Annotated in this window: 12 protein-coding genes; 4 read left to right on the top strand and 8 right to left on the bottom strand. The window is 45.7% G+C overall.

The window, feature by feature from the left end:
• Nucleotides 1-401 precede the first annotated feature (401 nt).
• Nucleotides 402-998, bottom strand: a complete 597-nt coding sequence (locus QZ323_RS07745; protein WP_294634031.1) for a MarC family protein — start codon at nt 996-998, stop codon at nt 402-404.
• Nucleotides 999-1,175: 177 nt separating this feature from the next.
• Between QZ323_RS07745 and QZ323_RS07750 the strand changes: the two genes are divergently transcribed.
• Nucleotides 1,176-1,838: a Crp/Fnr family transcriptional regulator gene (locus QZ323_RS07750; RefSeq protein ID WP_294634032.1), complete on the top strand. Its 663-nt coding sequence runs from the start codon at nt 1,176-1,178 to the stop codon at nt 1,836-1,838.
• 130 nt (nt 1,839-1,968) lie between these two features.
• Here the strand turns inward: QZ323_RS07750 and QZ323_RS07755 are convergent, their stop codons facing one another.
• The 4 genes from QZ323_RS07755 to QZ323_RS07770 form a co-directional block, all read right to left on the bottom strand.
• Nucleotides 1,969-3,246 (bottom strand): rhamnogalacturonan acetylesterase, encoded by a 1,278-nt coding sequence (locus QZ323_RS07755; RefSeq protein WP_294634033.1) that lies wholly within the window; start codon nt 3,244-3,246, stop codon nt 1,969-1,971.
• A 308-nt stretch (nt 3,247-3,554) separates the two neighbouring features.
• Complete coding sequence (locus tag QZ323_RS07760; RefSeq protein WP_294634034.1) at nt 3,555-4,682, bottom strand: glycoside hydrolase family 88 protein; 1,128 nt, start codon at nt 4,680-4,682, stop codon at nt 3,555-3,557.
• A 21-nt stretch (nt 4,683-4,703) separates the two neighbouring features.
• On the bottom strand, nt 4,704-6,125 hold the full coding sequence (locus QZ323_RS07765) for a glycoside hydrolase family 28 protein (protein ID WP_294634035.1): 1,422 nt from the start codon (nt 6,123-6,125) through the stop codon (nt 4,704-4,706).
• Nucleotides 6,122-6,802: a DUF4450 domain-containing protein gene (locus QZ323_RS07770; protein ID WP_294634036.1), complete on the bottom strand. Its 681-nt coding sequence runs from the start codon at nt 6,800-6,802 to the stop codon at nt 6,122-6,124. The genes QZ323_RS07765 and QZ323_RS07770 overlap by 4 nt, the downstream gene beginning before the upstream one ends.
• Nucleotides 6,803-7,044: 242 nt before the next feature.
• Here QZ323_RS07770 and QZ323_RS07775 point away from each other — a divergent pair, with 242 nt between their 5' ends.
• Entirely contained in the window at nt 7,045-9,084 is a 2,040-nt protein-coding gene (locus tag QZ323_RS07775; protein WP_294634066.1) for a beta-galactosidase, read from the top strand.
• An 84-nt stretch (nt 9,085-9,168) separates the two neighbouring features.
• Nucleotides 9,169-9,858, top strand: a complete 690-nt coding sequence (locus tag QZ323_RS07780; RefSeq protein WP_294634037.1) for an SGNH/GDSL hydrolase family protein — start codon at nt 9,169-9,171, stop codon at nt 9,856-9,858.
• Between the two features lie 122 nt (nt 9,859-9,980).
• Here the strand turns inward: QZ323_RS07780 and QZ323_RS07785 are convergent, their stop codons facing one another.
• Nucleotides 9,981-10,796: an SDR family oxidoreductase gene (locus tag QZ323_RS07785; protein ID WP_294634038.1), complete on the bottom strand. Its 816-nt coding sequence runs from the start codon at nt 10,794-10,796 to the stop codon at nt 9,981-9,983.
• 17 nt (nt 10,797-10,813) lie between these two features.
• A complete protein-coding gene (uxuA, locus tag QZ323_RS07790) occupies nt 10,814-11,989 on the bottom strand; it encodes a mannonate dehydratase (RefSeq protein WP_294634039.1) in 1,176 nt (391 codons plus the stop codon).
• A gap of 135 nt (nt 11,990-12,124) precedes the next feature.
• Between uxuA and QZ323_RS07795 the strand changes: the two genes are divergently transcribed.
• The gene (locus QZ323_RS07795; RefSeq protein WP_294634040.1) at nt 12,125-13,003 is read left to right on the top strand and encodes an AraC family transcriptional regulator; all 879 of its coding nucleotides are present in this window, start codon (nt 12,125-12,127) and stop codon (nt 13,001-13,003) included.
• Between the two features lie 141 nt (nt 13,004-13,144).
• Here the strand turns inward: QZ323_RS07795 and QZ323_RS07800 are convergent, their stop codons facing one another.
• Nucleotides 13,145-15,232, bottom strand: a complete 2,088-nt coding sequence (locus QZ323_RS07800; RefSeq protein WP_294634041.1) for a RagB/SusD family nutrient uptake outer membrane protein — start codon at nt 15,230-15,232, stop codon at nt 13,145-13,147.
• Nucleotides 15,233-15,241 lie beyond the last annotated feature (9 nt).

Consider the following 15,241-nt stretch of genomic DNA (forward strand, 5'->3'; position numbering starts at 1 on the left):
AAGAACCGATAAATACCCTATTTCATCCCTCACATCTTTCACCCATCCGTTAATCACATAATACACAAATATTTATGGTGAAACTTCTTGTAGTAGAAGAGAAACTTATTTACCAGTATTCCCGCCCGTGGTTTGTCGTATCCGGTACACCGATTCCGCGTATTCACCACGGTTTATAGTAGTAGCCATGTACACAAACTTTCTATCTGGTCAAAGCTAAGGTTTAGCATGACAAAGCTAAGGTTTAGCGACACAAACGTGAACTTTAGCCACTCCATATTTCCGGATACATAACCACTTCTTCTATTCGTATCTTAAGATACATGGCAAAGTCTCTTAAGATACTTTGCCATGTATGTAAACATACTTAGCCATTTATGTCAACATACTTAGAATACGGACTATCTTTGCAGCGCCTCCACCAGCAGCGTAATATTCGCCATGAACAATCTCACGGAAATAGCCAGCAGAATGATACCGAAAAATTTGCGGATAATATAGATACCACCTTTACCCAAAAAGCGTTCCACGCGTCCCGTCATGCTGACCACAAAATAAACCCACAACATATTCAGCACCAAAGCAATGATAATGTTGATGCTGGCATACTCCGCACGGAGGGACAACAAAGTGGTGAATGCCCCCGCACCCGCCAGTAACGGAAAGACCAGCGGTACCAAAGTAGCCTCCTTGATAGGACCTTGGTTCTTGAAAATCTCTATATCCAGAATCATCTCCAAAGACATCAAGAAGATAACGAACGCACCGGCAACGGCAAACGACTCAATATCTACATGAAAGAGCTTCAACATCATGTCGCCCGCATAAAAGAAACCGAGCAGCAAAGCAAAGGAGATCAACGTAGCCTTCATGGCGTTCACGTCCTTACCTTTCTCCTTCAGATTAATGATAATAGGTATAGAACCAATGATGTCAATCACTGCAAATAGCACGATAAAAGCGCTTATCATCTGTTGAAAATTAAATGCTGAAAACATATACTTCCTTATTTTTTCTGCAAATATAATCGATTTTTATACATTTTGCAAAATTCAGCCACCGAATGAATAGCACGTTTAAGAAATAATAAAAAAAACAAAAAGAGAAGCTAAGTATTCACGGTAAATAGCGATTATGCCTACATTTGTTTTCAAACAAGAAAGTTGATAAAGATTATGGAAACGATGTATGACACCTTACTCCAATTGCCGCTATTCCAAGGACTCGCTCAAGAGGATTTCACCTGCATATTGGGAAAAGTAAAATTGCACTTCACCAAACATAAGGCAGGAGAAATCTTAGCAAAAAAAGATACAGCATGCAGACAACTGATATTTATCTTAAACGGAGAAATCGCTTCCTCCACCTCTTCCAACGATAATTCCTACTCTATCATGGAGTTCTTCCAAGCTCCCTATCTGATAGAACCGCAATCGCTGTTTGGTATGAACACTTCTTATGTCTCTACTTACATAGCACAGACTGAGGTGCACACCGTAACCATCAGCAAAACATTTGTAATGAGCCACTTGTTCCGATACGAAATCTTCCGGCTTAATTACATGAACATCATCAGCAACCGGGCACAGACAAACTATAACCGCCTATGGAATAAAACCATCGGAAATCCCGAAACACGCATTGCCGACTTCATACTCTCGCATATCGAACGTTTATCAGGAAAAAAAATACTGAAAATAAAAATGGAAGTACTTGCCGATATCCTCAACGACACACGGCTGAGCATATCGAAAGCCCTGAACGGGATGCAGGAAAAGGGATTACTGACGCTCCACAGAGGGGAAATCGTGATTCCGAATGTAGAAAAACTTATTTGAATGGAGAATTAAAGAGTGGAGAATTGAGAGTTATCAGTAATGTTCTTCATCGAAAAAATCCCTATCCGGACCATATCAATCTATCCGAATAGGGACCTAACCTTAAAACAATCAATTTACGTCTTTCCTATCAATTACCGTCCGGCTTCTCAAGCTCCGTAAACGGACTATCATTCCACTTGAAACTTTCGAGCACATCCGGCTGGGCAGGATTATATCCTTCGTAGTCTGCACGCAAGAACTTGACAATTGGCAAACCGGCTTTTTTCATTCCTTCGATGACACATTTGGCTATCTGATAAGCACCGTATGGATTGAAATGGGTATTATCTGCCAAAGGCTTAGTCTGCTGCGGATAAGTATTGGCAGGATAGTGCACAAAAGCCTGCTTAGACTCTTCCACACCCATTGCTTCGTATAATATGCGGGTCATGGCATGCAAATCTACCAAAGGAATATTCTCCTTCTCCGCCAACCAGCGTACCGCATCCGGAAAGTCGAGGTGGGTATCCTTAATCTTGCCGTTCTCATCAAAGCTACGGCGCTGAGTAGGCGTTACCAATATCGGCTGCGCTCCACGGGCACGTGCCTCATCTACAAATGTCTTCAGACTGGTCATGAACGAATAGAACGCACCTTTACCGGGTCCCTTCTGTTTTTGGTCGTTGTGTCCGAACTCCATGAAGATATAGTCTCCCGGCTTCATCTGTGTCAGAGCCTTCTTCAAGCGTCCGGCACTAATAAAGGTATTGGCAGACTCACCGGATTCGGCATAGTTGGCAAAACAAATACTATCGGTGAAGAAGCGCGTCACCATCTGTCCCCAGCTTGCCCAAGGTTCGTTGTCCTGGTCCACGACAGTGGAATTTCCACATAGGAAAACAGTAGGAACATCCTCCACACGGTCAATAATCAGCTCAGACACTTGGGGGGCATCTCCGTTGAACTCCAGAGTCAGTTTGTCATCCCAATTCAGTTTACTGCGTTCGCGAAGCTTGATACGTACGTCTTCCTTTTCTGAGATGTGTTTGTCCCGCTTGTTGATCGTAAAAGTACAAGGAAGCAGTTCTCCCTTCCTGGTCTTTACATTCTCGAAGAAAAGTCGGCGCGACTCCCCTCTCACAGTGGTCTCTCCCGCACTCCGCTTGCTACCGACAACAGCCGTAATACGATAATTTCCATCAGGAACGGTGATCGAGAAGAAAAAAGGGACCTTGCTTTTACCGTCAGGAGAAGCGGTCAAGTCATAACCATATCCTTTCGCCTCATCATAACGGTCATCGGGCGTTACCTTGACGTAACCGTCTTTCGCTTTCTTGCCCGAAGTGAAATCGAACTTATAGTTTTGCGCTCCTGCACTTACAGCAAGCGACAAACCTAAAATCATTAATTTTACAAATTGTTTCATATCGTTTTTATTAGTTATTCAAGTTTCGTTTTACAAAGAAAAGAAAGGAACGACTTCACAGTCCTTCCTTCCTCCTAATTGATTAACCGAACCAATTATACTATAATCTATGAAAACTGTTTATAGCTAAGAGCCTGTTTAAATTTTGTTCAGCCTTCTTTTGAGAGTTCTTTTTGAGGATGTTTTTCTGTTTTTATGAGGAGCATAGCGGGCTATGTGACGAATAAAAAGAGGAAAACAGACCGAAAAGAAACTCTAAAGAAGCTGAATAAAAAACTTTTTGAAGAAAATTTAAACAGGCTCTAAACTCAATTCAGTTTATATACTTCCGCTCCAGCCAGCAGGAAGCAACCTACACCATAGTCTTCAAAATCGGGCACCTTGTCATAAGTCACCGGCTGACCGTCTTTCGGTTCTTTGCCCGTACCTTGCACATAACCCAGAAAACCATTCGGATGAACAGCATCTTGTACCATTGCATTCCAAGCCTTCAGCAACACTGGAAGGAATTCTTTTCTATCCAACAAACCTTTACGTACACCCCAAGCCATGCCATAAACAAACAGTGCCGTACCGCTCGTCTCTTTTCCGCCAAAGTTTGTTTCGTCATGAAGGCTTACATTCCAAAAACCATCCTTGCGCTGGCATTTTTTCAAAGCCTTGCTCATTGCAAGGAAGTCATTGATATAATCAGCACGATGGGGTTCATCGGTCGAAATCTCTTCCAAGACACGTACCAATGCAGCATATGCCCAACCATTGCCACGGCTCCAATAGCAATCCTCGCCATTCGGCTCCTTATAGGGAGGAACAAAGTCCGCATCTCTCCACCACAATCCGTCTTTCGGATTAAAAAGACCGTTCTTGCCATGTACGTTGCGTGAATAACTGTACATTTCCCACATCTTATCATTGTATTTCTGTTCTCCCGTCACTCTTCCCAACTTGGCAAAGACAGGCATCCCCATTTGTATGGCGTCCACCCATGTCCAATCGTTCACTTGCGGAGTATTGACCAACATATCCATGCAAGCTCTGATCTTTCTGATCTTCTCCGGTTCGGAAGACATATTATACAAATCAATATAAGTCTGTCCGCAACATTGGTCATCGGCATTGCGTGTAGTGTTTCCATTACGCATTCCCCATTTATGGAAGTCCGCCCACTGATAAGCATAATCATAGTATTCCTCGCGAGGGAAAACGGAATATAACGCCATCAATCCCTCATAGTAAACGCCACGCGTCCAGATGTTGCTGGGACGTACGACACCATGATAAGACGGAGTACGATAATCCGCATACTTTTTCATAAAATAATCATTCACTTTTACCAAAGTCTTGAGCGTCTCTTTCTTGTCAGGTAATTCCTGCGCACTAATGCTTGCGCAGATGAGACTCATCAGGAGAAAAACTCCTACTAATTTTTTTTTCATGATGCAATTATTAGTTTAGTATTAATTCATATATTCTTTACCATCCACGGTTATATTCCTGTAGGTCAATCCCGATACATCATCCGTCACAAACAGGGGACGAGTATCAGCCTTTTGATAATGGAAATGCACATTATCAAAAGTCACACCCGCTGCATGACGAATATAAAATCCTTTAGCTGGAATCGTACCAAACATCCACGGTTCCGGATAAACTTTCTCATTTTCAGGTAGAATGTGCCGAGCATCTTCTGCCGTATAGCCTCCCTGATGATAAATATGGATATTGCTGAAAGTAACTTCTTCAATCAATGCTCCCGGCACGCCACTGATGATGGAAGAATAACGGGAATCTGCATTAAACACATTAATGTTACTGATAAGGATACGTTTCATCGTTCCGGGTTGAGTGCCCTCAGGGCTGCGCATACGCTTACCAAGCCGCAAGAAGAAAGGAGCGTTCACTATATCCCGCATTGTAATGTTGCTGATGACAATATCCTCCAGCTGTCCGCCATCTACCGTTTCCAGGGCAAGCCCACGGCAACGCTCGAACAGACAATTTGTAATGGCAATATTCTTGAAGCCGCCACTGGATTCCGTGCCGAACTTAATACGTCCTGTCACATAACCATGATCAGGAGCCTGTGGTTCGTCGCGTTGCCACGTGGCATCCAACATGGTGCCGCGGTCGTAACCACTGACATAGCAGTCGGAGATCGTTACATTTTCCGTATCCCTGAAATAACCAAGGGCATAAGAGGCCTTCAGCACAATGGCATCATCCCAAGGAGAATTTACGCTGCACCCCATAATGCGTACGTTTTTGCAACAATCAATGTCAAAACCATCACGGTTGGTATCTACTTTCAGATTGATGATGCTCAGATTGTCCACTCCCGTAGCCAACAGGGCGAAATGTCCGCAACGCAACATAGAGAAATCTTTCAATGTGACATTCTTGCAAAGCTTCAGGCTGATAGCTTTGTTTCCCACTCCCGGCAGACGGCTTTCTTCACGGGTCAGCCCACGGCCATAGATAAGCCCCGGTCCGCTGATGGTTACCTCTTCTATCCCGATACCCCAAATGAGGGAATTCTTCCAATGGCTGTGCCCGAAGTCTTGATAACGGTTGTGTTCGTTCGGTTCCGCCTCATCATATCCGGCATCAGGAGTAGGAGAAGCAGCTATGATGCGAGCACCTTGTTCCAAATAGATATGAATATGACTTGCCAGACGAATAGAATAGCAGGCATACTCACCAGTCGGAACATATACCGTCCCACCCCCTTCGGCAGCAGCAGCGGATATAGCACGGTTGATGGCAGGTGAATCAATGGTTACCCCATCGGCTTTGGCACCGTAGTCTTTCACATTATGGACAGCTGCCTGCATGGCAAGCATCCAACAACAAACTGACACGAACAACATCAAACGTTTCATTTCTTACTCTCCCTTTCAAATAGTTCCGGTAACATAAAATAATTATAGTCTGCTTTGGCATTTTGCTTGTAGAAACAGAAATAACATTTCTCTTTCGCATCCCAAGAGTAAAGGGAGGAAATGACAGGAGCATCCGTCTTCTTTCCGGAGTGATACAACTGGAGCGGCGATGCCTGTTGGTGTGCATCCGACAAACGAAGTTCCGAACCGATGGGTGCTATCCCCTGTATACCTCGCAAAGCCATACTTGCACCATAATACACAGTGAAAGCGTTCAGTTCATCACTGAATACATTATCCTTGCAAGCCTGTGGTGAGATTGCAGCCCCCTGCCCGAAAAGGGTTTCATCTTCATTGCACGCCCCAAAAGCCCAGCACAAAGAGAGATTTTCCGGTAAACGGGAGCCGGAAACCTCTACTAACAACCCTTTAGTATCCGTAAGAAGGCATGTTGCTAATCTAATCTTACCTTTTCCTAACAATGTATCCTTAATCATGTATGTCCGGTCTCCCGTTTTTTCCAGTTCACACTCATCCAGCCAACGACTTTCGTCACCTACCACTATCCCCAAGCGGAAAGTGCCTGCTCCATTGGGCAAACGGAAAGGAAGCATCTGTGCTTTCAGTCCTGCCCATGCAAAAGCCAATAGCAATATTATCGTAGAAATTCTCTTCATAGTACTGTTCTATTCCGTTCATAAAAAATATGTTGCGAAAGTAAGCCTTTTGACTATCTCAACGAATGGAAACACGTCCATTTACATGGAATTTCATCTAAAAAAGCTCAATTTTGCAGTTATTTGTACTATTTTCCATAGGCTTTTTTTTACTGTCCGCATACCTTTGTACCTATTATATAAATCCATCAAAAAAAAGATCCATGAAGAAACAGATTATCACCTTGCTTGTCGCTTGCCTGATGGGCGGAATACTCTTTGCCCAACCGGCATGGTTCGACGACAAAGATCTTACCCTGACAGGTACCTACTACTATCCCGAACACTGGAACGAAAAACAATGGGAACGAGACTTCAAACAAATGCACGAACTGGGATTCGAGTTCACACACTTTGCCGAATTTGCCTGGGCACAGTTGGAACCGGAAGAAGGAAAATACGACTTTGCCTGGCTGGACAAGGCAGTTGCCCTTGCCGCCAAATATCAGTTGAAGGTTATCATGTGCACCTCCACCGCCACCCCACCCGTTTGGCTGAGCCGCAAGTACCCGGAAATCCTGATTAAGCATGAAGACGGAACCATACTCGACCACGGTGCACGCCAACATGCCTCGTTCGCATCGCCTCTTTATCGGGAACTATCCTACAAGATGATAGAGAAACTGGCACAACACTACGGCAACGACCCGCGCATCATCGGATGGCAATTGGACAATGAACCCGCCGTACAATTTGATTACAATCCCGCTGCGGAGACCGCTTTCCGCCAGTTCCTGAGAGATAAATACCACAACCATATCGAAGAACTGAACGATGCCTGGGGCACAGCCTTCTGGAGCGAAGTCTACTCCTCCTTCGATGAAATCACCCTGCCCAAGACCGCGCAAATGTTCATGAACCACCACCAGATTCTGGATTACCGTCGTTTTGCCGCCAAGCAGACAAATGATTTCCTGAACGAGCAATGCCTGCTTATCAAAAAGCATGCCCGCAACCAATGGGTGACCACAAACTACATCCCCAACTATGCCGAAGGGCACATCGGAGGCAGCCCCGACCTCGATTTTGCCAGCTACACACGCTATATGGTCTATGGTGACAACGAAGGTATCGGTCGTCGCGGATATCGCGTAGGCAACCCGCTGCGCATCGCCTTTGCCAACGATTTCTTCCGCCCCGTAAAAGGCTTTTACGGAGTGATGGAACTCCAACCGGGACAAGTGAACTGGGGAAGCATCAACCCACAACCTCTGCCCGGCGCTGTACGCCTGTGGCTGTGGAGCGTCTTTGCCGGTGGGAGCGACTTCACATGTACCTACCGTTATCGACAGCCGCTTTACGGGACGGAACAATACCACTATGGCATCGTAAACACAGACGGTACGACCGTCACCCCCGGCGGAAGGGAGTTTGAACAGTTCATGAAGGAAATCAAGCAGTTGCGCACACTGGCAAAAGCCCGTGACGTAAAGCCTGACGACTATATGGCACGCCGCACCGCCATCCTCTTCAACCACGAAAACGCATGGAGTATAGAACGACAAAAACAGAACCACACCTGGAACACCATGGCGCATGTAGAGAAATACTACCGTGCCTTGAAAAGTTTCGGTGCCCCGGTAGACATCATCAATGAGAGTAAAGACCTGGCGCAATATCCGGTAGTGATTGCTCCCGCCTATCAAATGGCGGACAAGGCGCTCGTAGACCGCTGGACTGAATACGTAAAACAGGGTGGAAACCTCATACTGACCTGCCGTACTGCACAGAAAGACCGTTACGGCCGCCTGCCCGAAGCACCCTTTGGTTCCATGATCAGCAAACTGACAGGCGATGAAATAGAGTTCTACGATCTGCTCCTTCCCGAAGAGCCCGGAAAATACGTCATAGACGGCAAAGAATATACCTGGAACACTTGGGGAGAGATTCTGAAACCAAGCAAGGAATGTCGGTCATGGGGTAAGTATATCGAAGAATTCTATGAAGGGAAAACAGCAATCAGTACCCGCAAACTCGGTAAAGGTAGCATCACCTACGTAGGCATCGACAGTACGGACGGTAGTCTGGAAAAAGATGTACTAAGAAAGTTGTATACCGAACTGAATATCCCCGTTATGGAACTGCCCTACGGCGTGACTATGGAGTATCGCAACGGACTGGGCATCGTATTGAATTATAGCGATAAGCCCTACTCGTTTACACTTCCAGCAGGAGCAAAGGCAGTCATTGGAACGACCGACATCCCTACTGCCGGAGTATTGGTATTCTCTATACAAAAATAACCGGACATCATCGTCACAGATACGTTGTAACACAAATCTTTCAAATCCGATAAGTCATAAAAACAAATCCAATAAGTCATGAAAATGAAACCAATCTTAAGAAAACTGCTGTTCATGGTTTCCTGTCTGCCTGCCCTCATCGGCCATGCACAGACCACGGACACTTGCCCGTCCGCCAATGGGCTTAAAGGCAAACGTATAGCCGTCATCGGAGACAGCTACGTAAAGAACCATAAAGAACCCGTTGAAAATACCTGGCACTATGCCTTCGCCCGGAAGCATGGCATGGAGTACCTCAACTACGGAAGAAACGGAAACAGCATAGCCTATTCCAGCCCCCGCTGGGGAGAAGCTATGTATATAAGGTATAAGGAGATGGCGGATAGTCTGGACTATATTGTCGTAATCGGCGGACACAACGATGCCTTCAAACTGGACTCCATCGGAGGTATAGACAACTTCAAAGAGAAACTGGCCATACTTTGCGAAGGGCTTGTTGAGAAGTACCCTACGGCCAAGATCTTCTTCTTCACCCGATGGACCTGCAAAGACTTCAAGGGAAGTGATTCGGAAAAGGTGGTTGACGCCATGCTTGAAGTATGCGGCAATTACAGCATTCCCATTTTCGACTGTGCCCGCCAAGGAGGTATCTATGCCGCAAGCGATACTTTCAGAAAAATCTATTTCCAAGGAGCCAAAGATACAGCTCATCTGAACAAGAAAGGACACGAACGCTTCCTGAAAGTGGCGGAAAGTTTTCTGCTACAGTATTAATTTAAGGAAGGTGTGCCATAATGCCCAAATTGAAAGAATTCCCCCTGTCACAAATAGCTGTGACAGAGGGAATTTTCTTAAAAAAGACGTTTTGACACACCTTCCCCTAATGATATCCAGCCTTATACCCCACTGAAGGCACTAAAACCACCGTCAATCGGCAACAAAGCACCCGTCACAAAGCTGGCAGCGTCACTACACAGGAACTGCACGGCACCATTCAGTTCGTTGATATCCCCAAAACGCTTCATCGGCGTCTTTGCCAATACCTTCTTGCTACGGTCCGTCAGCGAACCATCAGGATTGATAAGCACCGCACGGTTCTGGTCGCCAATGAAGAAGCCTGGCGCAATGGCATTCACGCGAATACCGTCACCGTATTTCAGGGCAAGCTCACTTGCCAGCCACTGGGTAAAGTTGGCAACAGCCGTTTTGGCAGCCGAATAACCCGGTACACGGGTGATCGCACTGTAAGCAGCCATAGAAGAAACATTCACAATGCACCCCTTACCCTGTTTAGCCATCACCTTACTGAATACTAAAGAGGGATATACGGTTCCGTTCATATTCAGGTTCGTCACTTTCTCCCAGCAGGAAATGTCCATATCAAAGAAGTGCTGGTCGGGAGCAAGAGTCGCACCCGGCATATTTCCGCCTGCGATGTTCAGCAGAATGTCCACACGTCCCCATTTCGCCACGATATCGTCGGCAAGTTTCTCGAGGCTGGCAATATCCAATACATTGCCCACGATGCCGATGACATCCTCACCATACGTCTTCAGTTCCGCTACACGCTTGTCCAACTGCTCCTGACGGATGTCCACAGCCACTACTTTGGCTCCTTGTTGCATAAAACACTTGGCAATGCTGCCACCCAACACGCCACCGGCACCGGTGATCACTGCCACTTTGCCTGCAATACTGAATTGTTCGTTCATAATGTTTCGTCTTTAAATTATTGATTTTTAAGTTCGTCTTGCACTACTGCCATCATTCCCTCCACTTGTGCCAATGCCAGCATACGGCCGTGGAATGAATATCCGGGATTGTATCCCTGTTTCTCGTCTCCCAGCATCATCCGTCCATGATCCACGCGCATAGGCAGTCCGGGATTCTCTTTTTCGAAGATACGGATAAGGTCGATCAGATGCCCACGTCCCTCCAGATGAGAACTTTCGATGAAATTACCGCCCGGCATAGCCGCTGTACTGCGTAAATGCACAAAATGGGTACGCTTGGCAAACTTCTTTGCCAACTCACGCGTATCATTATGCTCACCCGCACTGAGCGAACCGGCACAGAAAGTCAGCCCATTGTGCGGATTATCCACCGCATTCAGGAACCAGGCAATATCTTCCTCGTTCGTCACGATGCGAGGCAATCCCAACACTTGGAACGGTGGGTCGTCAGGGTGCACACACATGTTAATCCCATACTCTTCGCACACAGGCATGATGGCTGCAAGGAAATAGCGCATGTTTTCGCGAAGCGCATCGCGGTCGATACCCTCATACAAAGCCAACAGTTTCTTGAAAATATTCACCGGATTCTTATCCCCTTCCTTGATGTTTCCGTTCACAAAGCCCTGCGTTTTCACGATAATCGTGTCAATGAGCTCGTCTTTTTCGGCTTCGGTTATGGTCTTGTCCAGCTCAGCCACCTTTGCCAACTCCTCGGCAGAATAGTCTTTCTCGGCACCTTCACGCTTGAGGATACAGAGGTCGAAGTAAGCGAAACGGATACGATCGAAATAGAGGGAAGACGTACCGTCGGCCCATGGATGCTGCAAGTCCGTACGTATCCAGTCAATCACCGGCATAAAGTTGTAGCAAACCGTCTTCACACCACATTTACCCAAATTTGCTAGACTGACTTTATAGTTCTCTATCAGCCGGCTGCGCTCCGGTCCTACATACTTGATTGCCTCACATACCGGAAGGCTCTCTACCACCGACCAACGCAAACCATAGGATTCGATGTACTTCTTCAAATCACTAATCGCCTCTTCGGTCCACACTTCACCGTTGGGCACATCGTGCAAAGCTGTCACAATGCCTTCTACGCCAATCTGCCTAAGCATGTCCAGCGTAATCTTGTCTTTCTTGCCAAACCATCTCCAAGTCTTTTCCATCTTTGTTATTCTTTTATTGATTAAGAAACAATTTATGTTTCAGTCTACTTAATTCTAACTTTTTGCAAAAGTAACGAATTGCCCCATGTCACATTTTTCCTATATTTGCAAAGAATAACTCTAAATTTGCCATTTATGAAGTCTGTCACTCGTCAATTGATAAACGAGCAACTCCCCATTTCGGAGTCATCGCCCATCAAGGCACGTTTCTACGACTATGCCCGTTTTACCTATCCCTGGCATTTCCACGCCGAATATGAAATCATCTACTTCAAAGAGGGCACTGGAACCGGCTTTATCGGCAATAATATGGAAAGCTTCAAGGCAGGGGACTTCGTCCTGATCGGCTCCAACCTGCCCCACTACATGAAGAACGATGACGCTTATTATGCTGATGACAGTTGTCTCCGGACTCAAGGTACCATTATTCAGTTCGAACACGACTTCATGCAGTATTCCATACGCCATTACATCCAGTTCACAAAAATAAAAAAACTGCTGGATGATTCACAAAACGGAATTTATTTCCCTGCCGGATGTTCGGCAAGGGCTGTTGATTTGCTTGAAACTATTCCGCTGACATCCGGCATCGAGCAAATCCTGTCTATCCTACATTTATTCAAGGAGATGACCGAAATCAGTACCAAAATCATCTTTCCCCCGTCGGATCAAATAGAGCAAATGCAAGGCAACTCACGCCTGGACAAAATTCTCGCCTATCTGAACCAGCATTACACTCGTCACATGGATTTGAATGAAATCGCCTGCCTGGCTGCTATGTCACCTGCCTCCTTCTGCCGTTTCTTCAAAAGCAAGACCGGGAAAACCCTGAAAAATTACCTATCGGACATGCGTATCGGATATGCCTGCAAACTCCTTGCCTTGGACAACATGAATATCTCGCAGATCAGTACCGAATGCGGATTCGACACCATTTCCCACTTCAACAAGTCTTTCAAAAAGAGTACCGGATTCACACCTACGGAATACAGGAAAAAGATACTAACCGATTGAGAGATCGATCTATATCCACCAACACTAGGCATACTTACTAAAAAGAGCCGGTCCCCTTTAGCGAACCGGCTCTCATTTCCCTAAACATGCTCCCTATATAAAGAGCGTTTCAGAATCTGTACAATCCTTATTCAATCAACCTTAATATCCTTCATTCTGCATTGCTTTCTTTTCCTCATCCGTTAATGGCTTGCCACTATCATTGGTCAAACCATCGAGGAACGATTGAGGAATAGGGCGTAAGTTATGATAAGCTTGGATGTAAAGCGTTTCGGGATTAAACAACTTAGCACGTTTATAAAGGGTCTTCGTACGGCTCAATTCATCCCAACGGTTCCATTCACCCAGCAATTCACGGGTACGTTCGTTCAAGATAAAGTTGATTTTGCCTTCCAAGCTACTACTACTCAACCCCATTGCATCCAATACAGCTTGATCTTCAGCAGGCAGTCTGTCCCAACCTGCTATCTGAAGGTCAGATGCATCCCAACCGCTTTCCGGGCATTCAACGCCTGTAGAAAGTACATAAGAGTTCTTCTGGATGAATGAATACTCAAATGCTTTCATATTGGTCATTTTTGTTCCATCAGCATCTGTGTTTTTCTTAACGGTAGTACCCGAAGCAGTCGAATTGCTCTTAAAAGCAATCGTACCATCCACATAATATTCACGGTCTTCATTCTCTTTCCATTCAGCACGCTTGCGCAACCGGTTAATAGTAGCCAACGCTCCGTTATCATCACCGTTACGAACCTGACATTCCGCTTTTACCAGATAAGTTTCGCCTACACGTGCCATCGTAATGTCACGATGTGCATCTCCTTTCTCACCGGTACGGCTTCCATCAGCAGTCTTGTTTATAGCACAATACATATTGGCCCGATTGGGTGCTGTCGTACCATAAGTATTCATCACATATTCGCCATCGGCATAAATAGGAGCAACGTTGGGTACCCACTTACCGGTTTCAGGATTGACAAATGTATGTTCTACACCCGCACGACCAAACTCCTCTTTGTGGAAACGCGTATCACTCTTCTTATTCAACAAGAAAAGAATACCCTGGTCGCCGAGTTTCGGAGCATTTTCAGCGTTTACATAGTCCGGTACTGCCACATTATTACAGATACCGTAGACAGTCTTGAATGTCTTCCACAGACGCGAGTCGTTCACATTGTCGAACACGGCATAAGTATATTCCGTAGGACGGCAACGCTGGAAGTCCATTTCACCTATATACTGGCCACGAGGAACGAAACCACCAGAATAAGTATTGAACTGTGAAGAGAAGTAATTATAAGTACGATTTCCATAACGACCTGCCGTAGTCGAAGCATCGTTATGCAAGGCTGACATCAGAATCTCTTTTGATTTTTCTATGGCACAATCCACGCCCGTCCAGTTTGCATACAAGTTGTTGTAATCATTTTCTATACCACGTGCATCAATGACTTCATCGCAAAGTTTGATGGCACGATCCAAATCAGCCTTAGCAGGATATTTGTCTTTCCATGTGCAGCGCTCACTCTGACGATAAAGCAAAGCCTTGGCCAAGAAGTGCGCAGCCGTATATTTGGTCCAAGTACCAGCTCCCCGCCAGTCATCCGTACGGAGCAGATTGTAAGCACTCTCCAAGTCACTAATGACCTGGTTCAATACCTCCTCACCGCTTGCCAGTTTAAAGTTACGCGGAACACCGGCACTGACATCGATGGGTTCCAACTGCAATGGACAACGTTCGTATTGGCAGAACAGCCGATAGTAATTGTATCCACGCAAGAAGTAAGCCTCACCCATAGCCGAATTACGGTCTTGTTCACTGGTAATAAGAGGAGCCTTTTTCAGTAACAAGTTACAACTTGCAATACCATAATACAATTCATTCCATAAATCAGCGGGCGAAGGATGATTACGACGTGAGGAACCAGCGGGATTCAACTCAGCCGTATTATAATCCATCCATCCCAAAGAGGTCTCATCCGATCCCATTGAAAACTCATCGCAACCATAGAGCGTAATGGCATAAGCCCATTCATAACCAAAATGCCAGCGCAAATTACCGTAAAGCCCGGCAGCCATAGCCAATGCCCCTGAACCTGTTTCAAGCAATGCATCCGTTGTTGTATGGTTTGCATTCTCCTTCAAGAAATCATCGCCGCATGAAGTCGTACCAAGCGTCATTGAGGCAACAAGAATACCTGACAATATTTTATTATTAATATTTTTCATATCACTTAT

Source organism: uncultured Bacteroides sp., assembly GCF_910585845.1.
Classification (GTDB): Bacteria; Bacteroidota; Bacteroidia; order Bacteroidales; family Bacteroidaceae; genus Bacteroides.